Source organism: Mycobacteroides saopaulense (genome assembly GCF_001456355.1).
GTDB classification, from domain to species: domain Bacteria; phylum Actinomycetota; class Actinomycetes; order Mycobacteriales; family Mycobacteriaceae; genus Mycobacterium; species Mycobacterium saopaulense.
In genome coordinates, this window is record NZ_CP010271.1 from 461,596 (window position 1) to 479,882 (window position 18,287).

Below are 18,287 nucleotides of genomic sequence, written 5' to 3' on the forward strand. Positions count from 1 at the left end.
CCCACACGTCGGAATCGACAGCGCAGTCACGGCGCAGCACTACCGCTAAGCTGCCGAGACGTGACTGATCCTGACGCGCAGACCAGCTTGCCGGAACAATTTCGCATCCGGCAGGCCAAGCGCGAGAAGCTGCTCGCCGAAGGCATCCAGCCGTATCCGGTGGAGGTTCCCCGAACCCATAGCCTCAAGCAGATTCGCGAGGCGTACGCGGATTTGGAGACCGACACCGGCACCGGTGATCAGGTGGGCGTTTCGGGCCGTGTCATCTTCTCCCGCAACACCGGCAAGCTCTGTTTCGCGACGCTGCAGGAGGGGGACGGCACTTCCCTGCAGGTGATGATCAGTCTGGCGGGTGTCGGTGAACAGTCACTCGCCGACTGGAAGACCGATGTCGACCTCGGCGACATCATATTCGTGCACGGAGAGGTCATCAGCTCGCGGCGCGGTGAGTTGAGCGTCATGGCGGACAGCTGGCAGATGGCATCCAAGTCCCTGCGCCCGCTTCCCGTTGCTCACAAGGAGATGTCCGAAGAGACCAGAGTGCGCCAGCGATACGTGGATCTCATCGTGCGGCCGGAGGCCCGTCAGATCGCGCGTCAGCGTGTCGCGGTGATGCGCGCTATTCGTGACGCTCTGCATCGGCGCGGTTTCTCAGAGCTGGAGACGCCGATCCTGCAGACCCTCGCCGGAGGTGCTGCGGCGCGCCCGTTCATTACGCATTCCAACGCGCTCGATATCGACCTGTATCTGCGTATTGCACCGGAACTTTTCCTGAAAAGGGCGCTTGTCGGCGGCTTCGACAAGATTTTTGAACTGAACCGCGTTTTTCGAAATGAAGGTGCGGATTCCACACATTCACCCGAATTCGTGATGTTGGAAACATATGAGACCTACGGCACATACGACACCGCCGCAACAATGATCCGTGAGCTCATCCAGGAGGTAGCGGACGACGCAATGGGCAGCAGGCAGGTGACGTTGCCCGATGGATCGTCCTATGACCTGGACGGAGAGTGGACGACGGTGGAAATGTATCCGTCGTTGTCGGCGGCTCTTGGTGAGGAGATCACGCCTGATACGCCGGTTGCCGCGCTATGGAAGATCGCGGATCGGGTGGGCGCGGAGATTCCCACCGATCGCGGTTACGGACACGGAAAACTCATTGAAGAACTTTGGGAACACCAGGTCGGCGATAAAATGGACGCCCCGACTTTTGTCAGGGATTTCCCAGTGGAGACCTCACCGCTGACCCGTCAACACCGGAGCATCGCGGGTGTGACCGAGAAGTGGGATTTGTATGTTCGCGGCTTTGAATTGGCCACCGGGTACTCGGAGCTGACCGATCCGGTGATTCAGCGCGAAAGGTTTGTTGACCAGGCACGATTGGCGGCTGCCGGTGATGACGAGGCAATGAGTCTCGACGAGGATTTCCTTGGCGCGATGGAGCACGCGATGCCGCCGGCGGCAGGAACCGGGATGGGTATCGACCGGTTGTTGATGGCACTTACCGGGCTGGGAATTCGCGAAACGATCCTGTTCCCGATTGTTCGGCCCACACTTTGATCTGCACGTCCGAATTTTGTCGAACTTTTCAACTATGAGTGTAGTGAAAGGCTTGCCTTGAGCCGAACACGCGCAGCCTTACGCGTATGTTGAACTTTGCGGCAATCCGTGGCATGTTTGAGATGGACCAACGGGGGTTCCGCTTTTGGAAGGACAAAAGGAATGGCTAAGAAGGTCACGGTCACGCTTGTCGACGACGTCGACGGCGAAGCTCCTGCCGACGAGACCGTTGAATTCGGTATTGACGGTGTGACTTACGAGATCGACCTTTCTTCTAAAAATGCGGAGAAGCTGCGCAACCAGCTCTCTACATGGGTCGAACACGCGCGCCGTGTCAGCGGTCGTCGTCGTGGGCGGGGGAGTTCGGGCTCGGGTCGCGGGCGTGCCAGCATCGATCGTGAGCAGAGCGCGGCGATCCGGGAGTGGGCACGCAAGAACGGACACAATGTGTCGTCGCGCGGCCGGATTCCCGCTGAAGTCGTCGACGCGTTCAACGCGGCCAACTAGTACTGCCGACTGGACCTCCCGGGCAATTTCGCTTACGGCGAAGCCGGGTCGATATCGGAAACGTTTTCACCGCATCTGGCGTTGTTCGGTTGCCTAACAAGCACCGCCGGGTGCGGTGATTTCGCGTACTGGGGCCATCTCCAGGTATGCGAACACCGCACCGACTACGGCTGACCACTAGAGTGGCGATTAGGTCCTAGTGCCAGCGGGGATGAGCCGTTTGGGGGAGAGCCCCGAGCGGCACGACGAACCGCTTGCGCAACGGCCGGACGAGGAAGCGAGGGAGACCGATGTTCGAGAGATTTACTGACCGCGCGAGGCGGGTGGTTGTGCTGGCCCAAGAAGAGGCCCGCATGCTCAACCACAACTACATCGGCACCGAGCACATCCTGCTGGGTCTGATCCACGAGGGCGAGGGCGTTGCCGCCAAGTCGCTGGAGTCGCTGGGCATTTCCCTGGAAGGGGTGCGCAGCCAGGTCGAGGAGATCATCGGCCAGGGCCAGCAGGCGCCGTCCGGGCACATTCCCTTCACGCCGCGCGCCAAGAAGGTTCTGGAGCTGAGCCTGCGCGAGGCGCTGCAGCTCGGCCACAACTACATCGGCACCGAGCACATCCTGCTGGGCCTCATCCGTGAGGGTGAAGGCGTCGCGGCTCAGGTGCTGGTCAAGTTGGGCGCCGAGCTGACCCGCGTGCGTCAGCAGGTCATTCAGCTGCTGAGCGGCTACCAGGGCAAGGAGACCGCCGAGTCCGGCACGGGTGGCCGTGGCGGCGAGGCGGGCACCCCGTCGACCTCGCTGGTGCTCGACCAGTTCGGCCGTAACCTGACGGCCGCCGCCATGGAAGGCAAGCTCGATCCGGTCATCGGCCGTGAGAAGGAAATCGAGCGGGTCATGCAGGTGCTGAGCCGTCGCACCAAGAACAACCCGGTGCTGATCGGCGAGCCCGGTGTCGGTAAGACCGCCGTCGTGGAGGGCCTGGCGCAGGCCATCGTGCATGGCGAGGTTCCGGAGACCCTGAAGAACAAGCAGCTGTACACCCTGGACCTGGGGTCCCTGGTGGCCGGCAGCCGCTACCGCGGTGACTTCGAGGAGCGCCTCAAGAAGGTGCTCAAGGAGATCAACACCCGCGGCGACATCATCCTGTTCATCGACGAGCTACACACACTGGTCGGTGCGGGCGCGGCCGAGGGCGCGATCGACGCGGCCTCGATCCTCAAGCCGAAGCTGGCCCGTGGCGAGCTGCAGACGATCGGTGCGACCACCCTCGACGAGTACCGCAAGTACATCGAGAAGGATGCCGCCCTGGAGCGCCGTTTCCAGCCGGTACAGGTAGGCGAGCCGACCGTCGAGCACACCATCGAGATCCTCAAGGGTCTGCGCGACCGCTACGAGGCACACCACCGGGTCTCCATCACCGACGGCGCGCTGGTCGCGGCGGCCACTCTGGCCGACCGGTACATCAACGACAGGTTCTTGCCCGACAAGGCGATCGACCTGATCGACGAGGCCGGTGCCCGCATGCGCATCCGCCGGATGACCGCTCCGCCAGACCTGCGCGAGTTCGACGAGAAGATCGCCGACGCGCGCCGGGAGAAGGAATCGGCCATCGACGCCCAGGACTTCGAGAAGGCCGCGCGGCTGCGTGACTCCGAGAAGCAGCTGGTGGCACAGCGTGCCGATCGCGAAAAGCAGTGGCGTTCAGGTGATCTCGATGTCGTGGCCGAGGTCGACGACGAGCAGATCGCCGAGGTGCTGGGCAACTGGACCGGTATCCCCGTGTTCAAGCTGACCGAGGAGGAAACCACTCGGCTGCTGCGCATGGAAGAGGAGCTGCATAAGCGGATCATCGGTCAGGAGGATGCCGTCAAGGCCGTCTCCAAGGCCATCCGCCGCACCCGCGCCGGTCTGAAGGACCCGCGGCGCCCTTCGGGCTCGTTCATCTTCGCCGGCCCGTCCGGTGTCGGTAAGACCGAGCTGTCCAAGGCGCTGGCCAACTTCCTGTTCGGCGACGACGACGCGCTCATCCAGATCGACATGGGCGAGTTCCACGACCGCTTCACCGCCTCAAGGCTTTTCGGTGCTCCTCCGGGATACGTCGGCTACGAGGAGGGCGGACAGCTCACCGAGAAGGTGCGTCGCAAGCCGTTCAGTGTCGTGTTGTTCGACGAGATCGAGAAGGCTCACCAGGAGATCTACAACACCCTGTTGCAGGTCCTGGAGGACGGACGTCTCACCGACGGTCAGGGCCGCACAGTCGATTTCAAGAACACGGTGCTGATCTTCACCTCGAACCTGGGTACGTCGGATATCTCGAAGGCCGTCGGCCTCGGGTTCTCCGAGGGCGGCAGCGGCTCGAATTACGAGCGGATGAAGCAGAAGGTCCACGACGAGCTCAAGAAGCACTTCCGGCCCGAGTTCCTCAACCGCATCGACGACATCATCGTCTTCGAGCAGTTGACGCAGGAGCAGATCATCGAGATGGTCGACCTGATGATCGGCCGGGTGGGCAAGCAGCTCAAGACCAAGGACATGGCCATGGAGCTCACCGACAAGGCCAAGGCGCTGTTGGCCAAGCGCGGGTTCGACCCCGTGCTGGGTGCTCGCCCGCTGCGTCGGACGATCCAGCGCGAGATCGAGGACGCACTCTCGGAGAAGATCCTCTTCAACGAGGTCGGCCCCGGCGAGCTGGTCACCGTCGACGTCGAGAACTGGGACGGCGAGGGCGCCGGCGAGGACGCGAAGTTCACCTTCGCGGGTCGTCCGAAGCCCGCGCTGGTCACCGGTGACGAGCCCGCCGCCGACCTGGCGGCCTCGGCCTCGGAGTAGATCTGATCGAGCGCCCGGCTGTCGCATTACGCGGCGGCCGGGCGTTCGGCGTTTCCGGAGGAGCCCTCCGCGCCGATACGCCGTGTTCGTCTCTGTGTCTCGCGCGATGCGTCGAAAACCGTAGTCTTGCCGCGGCGGCAGCAGGCTCAGAACCCCTTGCCGCGCAGATAGTCGGCAACCGTGACGATGGCGTCAGGGTTGCGCGGGCCCTCGACGAGGGCCGCATACGGCAGCACGATGAAGTTCCCGTCGCGCACCGCCTGGGTGTGTTTCATCAGCGGTTGCGCCTTGAGCAGGTTGATCTTGGCGTCGGCTGTGTTGTTGGGGCCCACCCCGTAGTCGCAGATGATGATCACCTGCGGGTCGCGCTGTGCGGCGGTCTCCCATGCGGTGGTGGTCCAGCTGTCGTCCAGGTCTGAGAAGACGTTGCGGCCGCCGGCCTTCTCGATGATCTGCTGCGGTGCGGCATTCCTTCCCGCGGTGAACGGTTGGGCCTCCCCGCTGTCGTACAGAAACACCCGTGCCGGTGGCTGCCCGTGCGGGATGCGGGACTGCACGCCGTCGATCGTCGTGCGGTACCGGGCAATCAGATCCCGGGACCTGTCCTGGACACCGAAGATGGCTCCTAGGTTGGTGAGGTCTTCATACAGGGCATCGAGAGGCGGTTTGATGCCGCGGCGTACGGTTCCGGGCTGACGGCACGCTTCGGTCAGCTGGTAGGGCACCGCCCCGATGGACCGCACCCAATCCGGGGTCAGTCCCGAGGTTTCGTTGAATCCGTAACTCCACCCGGCGAACACAAGATCGGGGCGAGCGGCCTGCACGGCTTCGCGGGTGAATCCCTGACCCAAGTTGGTGGTCGACTCGAATTGCGCCTTCCATGGAGAGGTCGTGACGTCCCGATCCTGCCCAGGGTCGATGAAGTAGCCGGCCATCCGGTCTTGCAGACCCAAGGCGAACAAGAGCTCGGTGACTCCGGTGTCGTTACTGACGGCCCGGGTCACCGGCACCGGAACATCAAGAGGTGCAACACAATTTTCCACGGACACCCGCTGGGATCCCGGGCTCTGCGCCTCGATCGTCGCGCAGCTCGCCGAGAGCACCGACAGCGCGATCATCACACCGGTGAGTGTCTTCATTCCTTTTCCTGCCTTTCGGGATGAGCGTCGAAGATGACCTGCGGGACGCCGGTGCGTGGATGCGCGATGACATGGCAGCCGATGCCGAACCACCGCCCGATGGACTCGGTGGTGATGACCTCATGCGGTGATCCGGACAGCACCACCCGACCGTCGGTCATGACGTGGATCGTGTCGCAGTATTGTGCTGCGAGATTGAGGTCGTGTAGGGCTGCGATGACCGTAATCCCCAGTGTCCGAGCTGAACTGAGTATCGAGTACTGGTGGCGTACGTCCAGGTGGTTGGTCGGCTCGTCGAGCACCAGGACCCGCGGCTGCTGCGCAAGGGCACGGGCGATGAGAACTCGCTGGCGCTCGCCACCCGACAGTGAACTGAACCTGCGCCCGACGAGTGCCGTCACGTCCGCGGTTTCGGTGGCCCGCGCGCAGATCTGCCTGTCCAGATCGGAGGTGCCGCGCAGGGATGTGCCATGCGGCAACCGGCCGGTGGCGATCACCTCGGCGGCGGTGAAATCGAAATCCAGCGACATGTCCTGGGTCAGTGCGGCCACCCGACGGGCGTTCTCCCGCATGCTGATTGCCCGAACAGACACACCGTCGACCGCGACATCGCCGGTGGCAGGAGTGAGGGCGCGGTACAGACAACGCAGGGTCGTCGATTTGCCGCTGCCATTGGGCCCGACGATACCGACGAAACCACCGGCCGCGATCTCCAGATCGATATCGGAGACAATCCGTGTGCCTGCGATATCGACCGATACGCCTCGGTAGGTGATGTCCATCAGCCGACGGCTCCCGCCGACATCGCGCGGCGACGCATCAGTCCGACGAACACGGGCACCCCGACCGCCGCGGTGATCGCGCCGAGCGGAAGCTCCTGCGGCGGAATCGCGGTCCGTGCGATCAGATCGGCTGCCACCAGGAAGCACGCTCCCAACACCGGAGCCACGATCAACACCCGGCGATGGTCCGCGCCGACCAGCAGTCGTGCCGCGTGCGGAATGACCAAGCCCACGAATCCGATTGCTCCGCAGATGGATACAAAGCATCCGGTCATGGCGGCCGACAGCACGAACAGTGCCAACCGGAACCGTCCGGCGTGCAGGCCCAGCGACGCGCTCACCTCGTCACCCATGGCCAGGGCATTGAGCTGGCGCGCCAGCCCCGCGACGCAGACGATTCCGATCACTGTCGCGGCGAGCGCCACCGGCACCTTGTCCCAGGACGATGCGCCGAGGCTGCCGAGGAGCCAGAACATGACGCTGCGCGCTGCCTCGCCGTTGGGCGCCAAGAACACCAACACCGTTGTCACGGCCGACAAGCCATATCCCACCGCGGTGCCTACCAGCACCAGTCGCAGCGGCACCAAACCCTGCGGGGTACGCGCGATTTGGTAGACGAGGGCCGTCGCGGCCAGGGCGCCGAGCGATGCGGACAGCGACAGTGCGTAGGTGCCGAGGGTGCCGAGCACGCCGTAGACCACCACGGCGGTCGCACCGACGGAGGCTCCCGATGAGATCCCGAGAACGTACGGGTCGGCCAGCGCATTGCGGACCATCGCCTGGACGACCACACCCACCACACTGAGCCCTGCGCCGACGAGGATCGCCAGGATCACCCGCGGCAGTCTGGACTCGACAACGATCCGGTAGTCGGCGGCTTCGGTGGCCGGCACCGTTCCGCCGGTTGCTCCCACCCAGAGGAAATGCAGGCAGTCGCGCCAGGGCACGTCGGCGGTGCCGAAGGCGAGTGCGGTCACCGCTAGGAGGGCCAGCGCAGCCAGGCCCCCAAGGGTGGCGAGGACCACGGACCTTCCGTGCTGTGCTGCGGGCATCGACATTCCTGCGTCGTCGGATCGGCGGCACGGGATGTGGATACGCCTGACACGCACGCGTGGTCCACCAGCTGGTCCCTCGGCGCCGGCGAAGACCGCACCGGGTGGTGCGGCCGCGTTGGCAGGTCTTCGGACTCGTGGACAGGAGGCCCTGGTCGGGCCTCACCTACTGGCGGCTGCTTCCCGGGCGAGCCCAGTGCTTATCGTGCCGCTGTCGTTTCCACTTACCGCTGCGGGGCAGTTCCGGATTCACACCGGATTCCCTCTTGCGATCTCCGCAAGCGCTCCCAGGCGCCCTCGGAGAAACCAATGCGAGGCCAAAACTATCACTCGAACGCGCAGCCCAGCCGCATCGACTAAACTCAGCTCGTCCTTCGACAAGACGGGAACCTGGTGTGATTCCAGGACGGTCGCGCCACTGTGAGAGTCAGACCCCGCTGTCGACAAGAACAGATCGGGACGCGGAATCCCGTAAAGGAGCACCATGGCACACACGACGTCCGCCAGCCATCCGGTTGCGGTATCGATTCCCCAGGCTGCGCTGTGGTTGAGCGTGACCACTCTCTTCGGGCTGCTTGCCTACTACTTCATCGGCATCGATCAGGGTGCGGTGTCGATCTTCGGCAGCGATATGCACGTTCACGAGTTCGTGCATGACGCGCGCCACCTGCTGGGTTTCCCCTGCCACTGAGCAGCCGGGACTAGCGAATCTCATGGAAAAGTCAATAATCCTGCGCGGCTTGGGCTTCGGCGCACTGGGTGGGCTGCTGTCTTTCATCTTCGGGTGGATATTCGTCGAGCCCGTCATCAACAGGGCCATCTCCTACGAAGAAGGCAGGGGTGAGGCACAGGTCGCACTCGACGAGGCGGCAGGTATTCATGCCCATCACGAGGGCGCGGAATTGTTCAGCCGTTTCGCACAGGCCAACGCCGGGCTGGCCCTTGGTGTCATCGGCTTCGGAATAGCGATGGGCGCACTGTTCGCGGTGGCCTACGTGGTGGCGATCGGACGGGTGGGAAATCTCAGTCCGCGCGCACTGGCGCTTTCGGTCGCCGGCGGCCTGTTCCTGGTGCTGTACGTCGTGCCGTTCCTGAAGTTCCCGGCCAATCCGCCGGCGGCAAGTGCCGACGGCACCATCAAGGAACGCACCGGGTACTTCGTGCTGATGATCGTGGTCGCCGCCGTTGCGTTGGCGGTGGCGCTATGGGTGGGCCGGAAGCTCACCGAGCGAACAGACACCTGGACGGCCACACTCGTGGCCGCCGCGGTGTTCGTAGTGTTGGTCGGGCTCGTCATGGCGGTCACGCCAGGGTTCGTCGAGGCACCCCAGCCGCTGATCGACGCGGACGGGAAGATCGTCTACCCGGGGTTCCCGGCACACGACCTGTATCTGTTCCGGCTGTACTCGTTCACCACGCAGGCCATCATGTGGCTGACCATCGGGATCGGGTTCGCCACGGTGATCGGGCGCAAGCCGGTCAATGCCGAGGCGGCCATCAACGGCTAGCGCTCATCCCGAGTTGATGGTCTTCGCGCTGGCGCTCATCCCGAGTTGATGGTCTTCGCGCTGGCGCTCATCCCAGTTTCTTGAAGACGCCCTTGGCCAGGCCGATAACCCAGCCCGCGGCGCCCGGGCCGAACGCGCGGTCCCAATTCAACTGGAAGCTCACGACATACGGCTGGCGGTTGTGGTCTTCGGCGTACCAGCTGAATGTCAGATCGCCGGGCAGATTGCCGCCCTTGGCGCCGATGTAGCGCCAGTTTTCGCTGTGCAGATCGATACCGGGTTCCGCGGACAGAATGTCGCGGACGGGGGCAGCCGGTCCGACGGCGACCTTCTGCAAGGCCGCGTGTACCCGGCAGATGTCCTCGGCGCTGCCGTACCACTCGATGCCGTACTTCGAGGCGGGCGTGGTGGTCCGGTCGGGGTCCAGCTTGTAGTCGTGGGTATCTGCCTCGGCCAGCATCTGCTCGCGCTGCGCCGGTGTGGTGGCGTCCTTCCATTGCTGGCGGACATCGGGTATGCCCCAGCCGATGTTGAACAGCTCATGCATGGTGGGGAAGGGCGTCATCGACGCTGGGTCATGATGGCCGCCGTCGGCGAGGGCCTTTTCGATTGCGTGCCGTCCGAGGCGGTTGATCAGCATGTCGGTGCCCATGTTGTCGCTCACCGAGATCATCTTCTGGGCGGCGGTACGCACCGAGACCGTCGAGCCGGTCGGGAGTTTGTCCATGGAGCTGCCGAGTGCCTTGCCGCGATCGGTGACGGTCAGCTGGTCATCCCATTTGAGGGTGCCCGCGTTGATCGCGGTACCGGTGGCCAACAGCACGTAGAGCTTGAAAACCGAAGCGAGCGGCATGGATTCGGAGGTATTGGTGCCGGCGACCTGCTCGCATTGACCGTTGACGATCTTGGAGGCGCGGAAGGAGTACCGGCCACCGGATGCCGAGAGCGCGGTGTCGACATCGGACCAATCGGCGATCGTCGGGGGCTGCTGATAAGGGACCAGCCTGTCGACGTCGCCCTTGTCGTTGGTGCGCAGACCGATGTCCACGTTGGCGCCGTAGGGAGCTATCAGGTGCACGGTGGAGCTGTTCGCGGCGAGGTCCACCGAGCTGACCTTGTACGGCCGGTCGACCCACAGTTTGGTCATGATCTCGGTGTAGTCGTCGACCTTGTTGGCGGCGGCCAACGTCGCCACACCTTGCTTGCCGATGGGCCAGTTCGAGTTCAGCATGTCGATCAGCTGTTGCGAACGCAGGCCCGGAGGCGTGCTGGTATCCACGTCACCGTGCGGCACCTGCCGCAGCTTGATGCCACAACCAGACACGGCGACCGCGGCCACCGTGCACACTGAAAGCGCGCGCGTCATGCGCGCGCGTAGCGAACTCCCGTTCACGCCTTGGCGGCGGCCCCGGTCACGTCGAGCACAACCTCGAACTCCAGCAAGTGTGCGCCCTTGGCCACGGGCTTGGCCTGCTGGCCGGCATGTGCTTCGACCGCCGGACCGGTGGCCCAGGCCTGGAAGGCCTCCTCGGACTCCCATTGGGTGACCACGAAGTAGCGGTCTTCGCCCTTGACGGGGCGTAGCAGCTGAAAGCCCAGGAATCCGGGCTGGTTCTCGACTGCTCCGGCACGGTGAGCGAACCGCTTCTCCAGCTCCGGACCTGCACCCTCGGGGATCTCGATTGCGTTGATCTTCACCACGGACATGGCTTCAGGCTACCCGGCAGCCGGGCTTATGTTGACAGGGCGATGATGAGAGACATGGACCCTGACCGCCTGCGGAACGAAGGCGGTCTGTCGTCGGGTCCGCCGCTGGTGCTTGTGCACGGTCTGATGGGCCGCGGCAGCACGTGGTCGCGGCAGCTGCCCTGGTTGCGTCAGCTGGGGCGGGTGTACACCTACGATGCGCCTTGGCATCGGGGGCGTGACGTCCTTGATTCCCAACCGATTTCGACGGAGCGGTATGTCCAAGCTCTGGCGAGTGCGCTGGAAGGGCTAGACGAACCTGCCGTGCTCATCGGGCACTCCATGGGCGGGTTGCACTCGTGGTGTCTGGCGGCCGAGCATCCCGAGCTGGTGTCGGCCCTGGTGGTGGAGGATATGGCTCCCGATTTCGTCGGCGGGACCACCGGCCCGTGGGAACCGTGGTTGTATTCGTGGCCCGAGGTGTTCACTTCGGTCGACGATCTCATCGGCAGGTTTGGACCCGTTGCGGGACAGTACTTCTTGGAGGCATTCGACCGGGTTCCCGGTGGATGGCGCTTGCACGGACCTATCGACAAATGGATCGACACCGCCGCCGAATGGGGAGTCCGCGAATTCTGGGATCAGTGGCGTGCGGTGCGTTGCCCGTCGTTACTTCTGGAGGCGTCTGTCACTGTGGCGCCGACGGGCCAGATGCGCAAGATGGCCGAGATAGGCTGGAAGACAACCTATCTCCAGGTCGAAGGCGCCGGCCATCTGATTCACGACGACGCTCCGGAACGGTATCGATCCGCGGTCTCGGAGTTCATCGGGTCGGTCGTCGGATAGTGCCGCGAGCGGATGGCGTCCAGCTCGTGCAGCTGGCGCTCTAGATCTCGATCGTCGGCGAAGGTTCCACCCAACGGCGCGGCGACCCGGAACTGGTCCAGGTGAATGCGGAAGGTCTCGTGCCGGCGGGCGATCCAACTCAGTGCCATTGCCAGGGCGAACGGGGCCAACAGGACGAGGGCGGCGGTTAGGGTGGCCATGGCAAGAATTATTTCCTGATAAATATCATGCCAACAGTGGCGGAATTGACTCCCTTCGATAATATTCAGCCATGTTGCGCACGGTCGCGGCACTGGTCCTCGATCGGGTTGCCGTTTTCGAGTTCGGTGTCATCTGCGAGGTCTTTGGCCTGGACCGCACTCGCGACGGCGTTCCCAACTTCGACTTCCGGGTCTGTGGAGTGGAGGCCGGAGTGCCGCTGCGGACCACGGTCGGAGCAGAATTGATCCCCAGTCGGGGCCTGGACGGGCTGGCGGATGCCGATCTGGTGGCGCTTCCCGCGCGGCCGCTTGGCCACGGCTATCCACCGGAGGCCCTGGAAGCGGTACGGGCCGCGTGGGAGCGTGGAGCCACGGTGCTCACCGTTTGCTCGGGAGTCTTCATCGCGGGCGCCGCAGGGCTGCTCGATGGCCGCCGCTGCACCACGCACTGGATGTACACCGACGAGCTGGCGCGCAGGTATCCGACGGCCACGGTGGATCGCGACGTGTTGTTCGTCGACGACGGTGACCTCATCACCAGTGCGGGTACCGCCGCGGGAATCGATGCCTGCCTGCATCTGGTGCGCCGCGAATTGGGTAGTGAGATCACCAACAAGATCGCGCGGCGCATGGTGGTGCCTCCGCAGCGTGCCGGTGGTCAGCGTCAATTCATTCCGCAACCGGTGCCCGACGTGGACACCAATGGCTTTGGCGGACTGTTCGATTGGTTGGTCGAGAACATCGATCGGACCCATACCGTCGCGGATCTTGCTGAGCGCGTGCATATGTCGACCCGTACGTTCGCACGCAAGTTCAGCGATCAGACCGGGGTGACGCCGATGCGCTGGATCATCGACCAGCGGGTGCTCCTGGCCCGGCGCCTGTTGGAGGAGACGGATCTGGATATCGACAGCGTCGCGGCGCGCAGCGGCTTCGGCACGGCGATCCTGTTGCGCCATCACTTCCGGCGCGGCGTCGGGATAACGCCCACCGACTATCGCAAGACCTTCGCGATGTCGGCGGGTTAGCCGCCCTCGCCGGCCAAGGCGAAACGGCCGTCCGCTGTCTGTTCGACCAATCCGTCGACCAGCAGCGAATCCAGCGCCCGGTCGCGCTGCGCGACATCGGAGAGCCACACCACGTCGAGCTGCGCCCGCGTCACCGGAATATCGCTGCCGCGCAACACGTCCAAGAGTCGGCCGCGCACCTGGCGATCGGTACCGGCGTACTTCTGCACCGGCCGTGCCGGTGCATCCAACTCGGGTCGCCCCGCCTCGTGCCACGCGCAGGAGCTCAACGGACAGATCGGGCATTGTGGCGCCCGGGCGGTGCACACCAGCGCGCCTAGCTCCATGAGTGCTGCCGAGAACCGGGCGCCGTTCTCCACCGGCAGCAGCGCCTCGGCGTCTCGCAGATCCCGTGCCGATGGTGCCGAGTCGGCGACGCCATGCACTACTCGGGCGATTACCCGGCGAACATTGGTGTCCACGACGGGAACTCGCTGTCCATATCCGAAACAGGCGATGGCGCGCGCCGTGTACGCACCGACACCGGGCAGTGTCAGGAGTGTCTCCACGTCGTCGGGCACCCGGTCACCGTAATCTCGGGCCAGCACCGTCGCGCACTCATGCAATCGCATGGCACGTCGCGGATAGCCGAGCTTGCCCCACGCGCGTAATACTTCTGCCACAGAGGTTTTCGCCATCGCCGACGGAACCGGCCAGCGAGCTACCCATTCACGCCACACCGGCTCCACCCGGGACACCGGGGTCTGCTGAAGCATCACCTCGCTGATGAGGATGTGCCACGGTGTCGCCTCGGGGTGGCGCCACGGCAGATCCCTTTCGGCGATGTCGAACCAGTTCAAAAGTTCGTCAGGGCACAATGGCGGGTATGTCGTCTGATCCGAAGTCCGCCTGGAAGGCACTCAAAGAGGGTAACCAGCGTTTTGTCGGTGGTTCTCCGCAGCATCCAAGTCAGAGCATTGCCCGGCGAGCCGAGCTGGCGAACGGTCAGAACCCGGATGTGCTGCTGTTCGGGTGTTCGGATTCTCGGGTGGCTGCTGAGATCATCTTTGACCAGGGCTTGGGCGACATGTTCATCGTGCGCACTGCCGGTCAGGTGATCGACTCCGCGGTGCTCGGTTCCATCGAGTACGCGGTGGCGGTCCTGGGCGTGCCGCTGATCGCGATCCTGGGCCACGACTCCTGCGGTGCGGTCGGGGCCACGGTATCGGCGCTGGATACCGGTGAGGTGCCCGGCGGGTACATCCGGGATCTGGTGGTGCGGGTGATGCCTTCGATCCTGAGCGGCCGCAAGGATGGCTTGTCGCGGATCGACGAGTTCGAGGCGCGCCACGTCGAGGAGACCGGCACCAAGTTGTTGCAGCGCTCCCAGGTGGTCGCCGACGCGGTCAAGTCCAAGAAGCTGGCCATTGTGTATCTGACCTACAAACTCGCCGACGGACGCGTCGTTCTGCACGGCCACGTCGGCGATATCGGCGAGTAACGACCGTAAATCCCCAGTTCAGGGGCCATTCGGCAAACATCACATGGCATCTCGGTGTCGGTAATGGGAGAATTGGACCGAATGCAGATTTCTCTGGGGGAGGGATGGGTAGTTCAGTGTGTAGGTTGCTGCCACGCGGGGGTGGCGACAGATGAGCCGCGACAGTGGTCGCAGGCAGCCAAAGCACGCACTGCCCAAATCGAATAATCGCTGGTCAGTAAGCAAAACCGCCGCGGGTCGGGCCATCTTCGCACTGCTGGCCTGCGGCAGCCTGGTGGTAACCGGTGCCGGCTGGCAGGTGTTCTACAAGGCCTTCAGCCATGTCCCCACATCGGGAGCCGAGGCCGAGGGCGGCAAGTCGAGCGACGGCTCCATGAACATGCTGCTGATCGGTCTGGACTCGCGGAAGGATCAGGACGGAAACGACCTGCCGAAGGCGGTCCTGAGCCAGTTGCACGCGGGTGATTCGGATGCCGGTGGCTACAACACCAACACCCTGATCCTGGTGCACGTCGGCGCCGACAACAAGGTCACCGCGTTCTCGATCCCGCGTGACGACTGGGTTCCGGCGGAGAACATCCCCGGCTACAAGCACATCAAGATCAAGGAAGCCTATGGCCTGACCAAGGCCAACGAGGCGGACAAGCTCGTCAACGAGGGCATCACCGACCAGGCGACACTGGAGCAGCAGAGCCGCGAGGCCGGCCGCCGTGCCACCCTCAACGCCGTTCACCGGCTCACCGGCCAGCCCATCGACTACTTCGCCGAGGTCAACCTGGTCGGCTTCTACGATCTGGCCTCCGAGCTCGGCGGGGTCACCGTCTGCCTGAACAATGCCGTCTACGACAGCTATTCGGGGGCGAACTTCCAGGCCGGAGAGCAAACCCTCAACGCCTCACAGGCGCTCGCCTTCGTGCGTCAACGTCACGGTCTGGAAAACGGTGATCTCGACCGCACACACCGCCAGCAGGCGTTCCTGATCTCGGTGATGCAGCAGCTGCGCAGCGCGGGGACCCTCACCGACATCACCAAACTGAACGGGCTGATGAACGTCGTCCACAAGGACATCGTGTTGTCGAAGGGCTGGACCGAGAAGCAATTCCAGCGTCTTGGGCAGATCGCCGACGGCAACGTGAACTTCCAGACGCTGCCCGTGGTGCGGTACGACAACATAAACGGAGCCGACGTCAACATCGTCGATCCCGTCGCGATCCGGGCCAAGGTGGCCGCCGCCTTCAAGGGTGAGGATTCTGCGCCCGCCTCCGCCCCGGCGACGCCCACCAGCACCGTCGACGTTGTGAACGCCACCTCGACTTCCGGCCTGGCATCGACAATTTCGTCCGCGCTGGTGAGCCGCGGCTACACCAAGGGTGAGGTGCGTGATCCGCTGAGCGGCGAATCGACCAGCACCATCATCGATTACGGCGCCGGCGCCGATGCGGACGCCAAGGTCATGTCCACGATGCTGGGTATCGACGCGCAGCCCAGTGCGGATCCGATGTTGGCGCCCGGGCGGATTCGCGTCATGTTGGGTGACGGGTACTCCGCGCCGAGCGACGTCTTGAGTACCGAGGACAGCGGCACCGCGAGCTCGATGTCGAGCTCCTCGAGTTCGGGCTCCTCCGGCGACTACGCACCGCCGGACTCGGGCAAGCCGGTGGTCGGTAGCAGCGGTGTGCCCTGCGTGAACTAGGGCTTGCGCGCGCCCGACGGATCCTCGACTGGCACCTCAAATGGCCCCCAAATAGCACTGTGAAGTCTGCATAGCTCGCCGACACGCCGGGCGAGGTCGACGATCCCGTGGTGACCTGCGCTTACCGTTGAATCGTGATTGACATGCATCCTTCAGGCCCGCTGCCTTCTGAGATCTATTGGCGGCGCCGCGCCCTGGCGATCGGCGTGGTGGTGGTCGTGGTCGCCATCGTCGCGGCCGTGATCTTCGCGCTGGTCGGCGGCAGTGCCGGAGCCGACACGAAGGCTGCCGAGAAGCCTGCCGAATCTGCCCCGGCCGGTAAGCCGGTCATCTTGCCGCCCAACGAGATCAACAAGCCGGCTGACAAGCCCGTGGAAGCTCCGGTGCACGACGGGCCGCCCATCGCCAAGCCCGAGCTGGTGCCTCCGGTGGCGTTGAACCCCGGAGACGACTGCCCGGACGCGACACTCGCGGTGAAGGCCTCCACCGACAAGCCGAGCTACTTGGCCGGAGAGCAGCCCAAGTTCACCATGGTGGTCACGAATATCGGCCTGGTGCAATGCAAGCGGGATGTGGGCGCCGCAGTGCTCGCTGCGTCCGTTTTCAGCGTGGACAACAAGCGGATCTGGGCCAACCTGGACTGCGCCCCGTCACAGGAGTCGTCGATCAAGAGCTTCAACCCCGGCGAGCAGGTGACCACCGAGGTCACCTGGACCGGAATGGGTTCCGCGCCCAACTGCCCGCTGCCGCGTCCGGCTATCGGCCCGGGAACCTATTCGTTGGTGGTGCAGCTGGGTGATCTACGCAGTGCGCCAGTGCCATTCATCATCGGCGAGAAGCCTGCGGATGCGCCGCCGCCTGCCGCGCCGCCGGCCTAGCCGGTCTGTTCGGTAAGCGTCGACTCGGCCAGCCGGGATAGACCCTCCCGGATGTGTCGGGCCCACATCGCGCCGATGCCCTCCACCGATTGCAGGTCTGTCGCGCTGGCGGCCAGCAGTCCCTGTAGTGACCCGAAGGCCCTGACCAGTCTGTCGATGTGTGCGAACTGGAGCCGTGGGATGTGCGTCATGGCCCGGTAGCCGCGCGAACTCATCGCGGTGTCCTGTGCCTCGACGGTGGACGGGTATCCGAACGTCCGCGAGAGCACCGTCAGGTCCAGAAGATCAGTGTCGGAGAGTGCGTCCAGATCCTCGAGAGTCGATGCGATCTGTGCCTGCGACGGCGGCTCGGGGTTGGCGTGATAGTCCCGGACCAGCAGCTCGCGTTCAGTGTCGTTATCGCCGACAAGCTCACCGATCTGCAGTTTGAGCTGTCGGCCGTCGGTGCCAAGCTCGATGACGTCCAGTTCGATGTCCTGGCTGATCCGGCGCACGAGTTCGAGGCGCTGCGCGACGGTCATGACATCGCGCAGGGTCACGAAGTCCTCGATCTCCGCGGTGGACAACGACGAGGTCACCTCGTCCAGGCGGGTCTTGTAGCGCTCCAGCGTGGACACCGCCTGGTTGACGCGGGACATGACGGTCGCCGAGTCCATGACCACGTGGCGGATTCCTGCGGTGTAAACACTCACGATGTTCATCGAATGGCTCACCGAAACAACGGGGTAGTCCGTCTGGATGGCGGTGCGCTCCGCGGAACGATGCCGGGTGCCGGACTCGTCGGTCGGAATTGACGGGTCGGGCACCAGTTGCACATTGGCGCGCACGATGCGCGATCCGTCGGTGGACAGCACCACGGCTCCGTCCATCTTCGACAGCTCGCGAAGCCGGGTGGGGGCGAATGCGACATCCAATGAGAAGCCGCCGTCACAGATGCTCTCGACCTTGTCGTCGTAGCCGAGGACGATCAGAGCTCCGGTACGACCACGGAGTATGCGTTCCAGCCCGTCCCGCAGGGGTGTGCCCGGCGCCAATCGGGCCAGGGTTTCCCGCATTCGTGCGTTGGCTTCCGCGTTATCCATCGCGCCCCTCCTCTCCAG

Annotated in this window: 17 protein-coding genes, 1 pseudogene and 1 riboswitch; of the genes and pseudogenes, 10 read left to right on the forward strand and 8 right to left on the reverse strand. The window is 64.3% G+C overall.

The window, feature by feature from the left end:
* Positions 1 to 60: 60 nt before the first annotated feature.
* The 3 genes from lysS (at position 61) to clpC1 (ending at position 4,895) form a co-directional block, all read left to right on the forward strand.
* A complete protein-coding gene (lysS, locus tag MYCSP_RS02330; protein WP_083017450.1) occupies positions 61 to 1,563 on the forward strand; it encodes a lysine--tRNA ligase in 1,503 nt (500 codons plus the stop codon).
* Between the two features lie 162 nt (positions 1,564 to 1,725).
* Positions 1,726 to 2,070, forward strand: a complete 345-nt coding sequence (lsr2, locus tag MYCSP_RS02335) for a histone-like nucleoid-structuring protein Lsr2 (RefSeq protein WP_070912435.1) — start codon at positions 1,726 to 1,728, stop codon at positions 2,068 to 2,070.
* 290 nt (positions 2,071 to 2,360) lie between these two features.
* A complete protein-coding gene (gene clpC1 / locus MYCSP_RS02340; protein WP_070912436.1) occupies positions 2,361 to 4,895 on the forward strand; it encodes an ATP-dependent protease ATP-binding subunit ClpC in 2,535 nt (844 codons plus the stop codon).
* Between the two features lie 146 nt (positions 4,896 to 5,041).
* On the opposite strand, the gene MYCSP_RS02345 is transcribed toward clpC1, so the two are convergent.
* The 3 genes from MYCSP_RS02345 to MYCSP_RS02355 are packed head-to-tail and all read right to left on the reverse strand — an operon-like array spanning position 5,042 to position 7,874.
* The gene (locus tag MYCSP_RS02345; protein ID WP_070912437.1) at positions 5,042 to 6,034 is read right to left on the reverse strand and encodes an ABC transporter substrate-binding protein; all 993 of its coding nucleotides are present in this window, start codon (positions 6,032 to 6,034) and stop codon (positions 5,042 to 5,044) included.
* Positions 6,031 to 6,816: an ABC transporter ATP-binding protein gene (locus tag MYCSP_RS02350; protein ID WP_083017453.1), complete on the reverse strand. Its 786-nt coding sequence runs from the start codon at positions 6,814 to 6,816 to the stop codon at positions 6,031 to 6,033. The genes MYCSP_RS02345 and MYCSP_RS02350 overlap by 4 nt, the downstream gene beginning before the upstream one ends.
* Entirely contained in the window at positions 6,816 to 7,874 is a 1,059-nt protein-coding gene (locus MYCSP_RS02355) for a FecCD family ABC transporter permease (protein WP_083017455.1), read from the reverse strand. The genes MYCSP_RS02350 and MYCSP_RS02355 overlap by 1 nt, the downstream gene beginning before the upstream one ends.
* A 97-nt stretch (positions 7,875 to 7,971) precedes the next feature.
* Positions 7,972 to 8,194: riboswitch (cobalamin riboswitch) on the reverse strand.
* Between the two features lie 158 nt (positions 8,195 to 8,352).
* Between MYCSP_RS02355 and MYCSP_RS02360 the strand changes: the two genes are divergently transcribed.
* Positions 8,353 to 8,559 carry a CbtB domain-containing protein gene (locus tag MYCSP_RS02360; protein WP_030095805.1) on the forward strand — a complete coding sequence of 69 codons (207 nt, stop codon included), beginning with the start codon at positions 8,353 to 8,355 and terminating at the stop codon, positions 8,557 to 8,559.
* A 22-nt stretch (positions 8,560 to 8,581) separates the two neighbouring features.
* On the forward strand, positions 8,582 to 9,376 hold the full coding sequence (locus MYCSP_RS02365; RefSeq protein ID WP_083017456.1) for a CbtA family protein: 795 nt from the start codon (positions 8,582 to 8,584) through the stop codon (positions 9,374 to 9,376).
* Between the two features lie 67 nt (positions 9,377 to 9,443).
* Here the strand turns inward: MYCSP_RS02365 and MYCSP_RS02370 are convergent, their stop codons facing one another.
* Positions 9,444 to 10,742, reverse strand: coding sequence for a serine hydrolase (locus MYCSP_RS02370; RefSeq protein WP_070912441.1), 1,299 nt, complete (start codon positions 10,740 to 10,742; stop codon positions 9,444 to 9,446).
* Between the two features lie 23 nt (positions 10,743 to 10,765).
* Positions 10,766 to 11,083 carry a mycobilin-forming heme oxygenase MhuD gene (mhuD, locus tag MYCSP_RS02375; RefSeq protein WP_046252406.1) on the reverse strand — a complete coding sequence of 106 codons (318 nt, stop codon included), beginning with the start codon at positions 11,081 to 11,083 and terminating at the stop codon, positions 10,766 to 10,768.
* A 54-nt stretch (positions 11,084 to 11,137) separates the two neighbouring features.
* Here mhuD and MYCSP_RS02380 point away from each other — a divergent pair, with 54 nt between their 5' ends.
* The gene (locus tag MYCSP_RS02380; protein WP_083017458.1) at positions 11,138 to 11,908 is read left to right on the forward strand and encodes an alpha/beta fold hydrolase; all 771 of its coding nucleotides are present in this window, start codon (positions 11,138 to 11,140) and stop codon (positions 11,906 to 11,908) included.
* On the opposite strand, the pseudogene MYCSP_RS02385 reads toward MYCSP_RS02380, so the two are convergent.
* Positions 11,908 to 12,108, reverse strand: a pseudogene (locus MYCSP_RS02385) (hypothetical protein); the annotation flags it as partial. The gene MYCSP_RS02380 and the pseudogene MYCSP_RS02385 sit on opposite strands and share 1 nt — an antisense overlap.
* Positions 12,109 to 12,179: 71 nt before the next feature.
* Between MYCSP_RS02385 and MYCSP_RS02390 the strand changes: the two are divergent.
* A complete protein-coding gene (locus MYCSP_RS02390; protein ID WP_088413119.1) occupies positions 12,180 to 13,136 on the forward strand; it encodes a helix-turn-helix domain-containing protein in 957 nt (318 codons plus the stop codon).
* Here MYCSP_RS02390 and MYCSP_RS02395 read toward each other — a convergent pair.
* On the reverse strand, positions 13,133 to 13,975 hold the full coding sequence (locus MYCSP_RS02395) for an HhH-GPD family protein (protein WP_083017464.1): 843 nt from the start codon (positions 13,973 to 13,975) through the stop codon (positions 13,133 to 13,135). The genes MYCSP_RS02390 and MYCSP_RS02395 overlap by 4 nt on opposite strands.
* A 26-nt stretch (positions 13,976 to 14,001) precedes the next feature.
* Between MYCSP_RS02395 and MYCSP_RS02400 the strand changes: the two genes are divergently transcribed.
* From MYCSP_RS02400 to MYCSP_RS02410, 3 genes are all read left to right on the forward strand, one after another.
* Positions 14,002 to 14,616 carry a carbonic anhydrase gene (locus MYCSP_RS02400; RefSeq protein WP_088413120.1) on the forward strand — a complete coding sequence of 205 codons (615 nt, stop codon included), beginning with the start codon at positions 14,002 to 14,004 and terminating at the stop codon, positions 14,614 to 14,616.
* 151 nt (positions 14,617 to 14,767) lie between these two features.
* Positions 14,768 to 16,309, forward strand: coding sequence for an LCP family protein (locus MYCSP_RS02405; protein ID WP_070913520.1), 1,542 nt, complete (start codon positions 14,768 to 14,770; stop codon positions 16,307 to 16,309).
* Positions 16,310 to 16,446: 137 nt separating this feature from the next.
* Complete coding sequence (locus MYCSP_RS02410; RefSeq protein WP_083017735.1) at positions 16,447 to 17,187, forward strand: hypothetical protein; 741 nt, start codon at positions 16,447 to 16,449, stop codon at positions 17,185 to 17,187.
* On the opposite strand, the gene disA is transcribed toward MYCSP_RS02410, so the two are convergent.
* Positions 17,184 to 18,269 (reverse strand): DNA integrity scanning diadenylate cyclase DisA, encoded by a 1,086-nt coding sequence (gene disA / locus MYCSP_RS02415; protein WP_083017621.1) that lies wholly within the window; start codon positions 18,267 to 18,269, stop codon positions 17,184 to 17,186. The genes MYCSP_RS02410 and disA overlap by 4 nt on opposite strands.
* Positions 18,270 to 18,287 lie beyond the last annotated feature (18 nt).

Excerpts from the sequence above, each read along its gene's own strand:
- lsr2 (WP_070912435.1), top strand. The coding sequence starts at position 1,726 with ATGGCTAAGAAGGTCACGGTCACGCTTGTCGACGACGTCGACGGCGAA.
- MYCSP_RS02345 (WP_070912437.1), bottom strand. The coding sequence starts at position 6,034 with ATGAAGACACTCACCGGTGTGATGATCGCGCTGTCGGTGCTCTCGGCG.
- clpC1 (WP_070912436.1), top strand. The coding sequence starts at position 2,361 with ATGTTCGAGAGATTTACTGACCGCGCGAGGCGGGTGGTTGTGCTGGCC.
- MYCSP_RS02365 (WP_083017456.1), top strand. The coding sequence starts at position 8,582 with ATGGAAAAGTCAATAATCCTGCGCGGCTTGGGCTTCGGCGCACTGGGT.
- MYCSP_RS02360 (WP_030095805.1), top strand. The coding sequence starts at position 8,353 with ATGGCACACACGACGTCCGCCAGCCATCCGGTTGCGGTATCGATTCCC.
- MYCSP_RS02400 (WP_088413120.1), top strand. The coding sequence starts at position 14,002 with ATGTCGTCTGATCCGAAGTCCGCCTGGAAGGCACTCAAAGAGGGTAAC.
- MYCSP_RS02350 (WP_083017453.1), bottom strand. The coding sequence starts at position 6,816 with ATGGACATCACCTACCGAGGCGTATCGGTCGATATCGCAGGCACACGG.
- MYCSP_RS02355 (WP_083017455.1), bottom strand. The coding sequence starts at position 7,874 with ATGTCGATGCCCGCAGCACAGCACGGAAGGTCCGTGGTCCTCGCCACC.
- disA (WP_083017621.1), bottom strand. The coding sequence starts at position 18,269 with ATGGATAACGCGGAAGCCAACGCACGAATGCGGGAAACCCTGGCCCGA.
- MYCSP_RS02390 (WP_088413119.1), top strand. The coding sequence starts at position 12,180 with ATGTTGCGCACGGTCGCGGCACTGGTCCTCGATCGGGTTGCCGTTTTC.
- MYCSP_RS02405 (WP_070913520.1), top strand. The coding sequence starts at position 14,768 with ATGAGCCGCGACAGTGGTCGCAGGCAGCCAAAGCACGCACTGCCCAAA.
- MYCSP_RS02370 (WP_070912441.1), bottom strand. The coding sequence starts at position 10,742 with ATGACGCGCGCGCTTTCAGTGTGCACGGTGGCCGCGGTCGCCGTGTCT.
- mhuD (WP_046252406.1), bottom strand. The coding sequence starts at position 11,083 with ATGTCCGTGGTGAAGATCAACGCAATCGAGATCCCCGAGGGTGCAGGT.
- MYCSP_RS02380 (WP_083017458.1), top strand. The coding sequence starts at position 11,138 with ATGGACCCTGACCGCCTGCGGAACGAAGGCGGTCTGTCGTCGGGTCCG.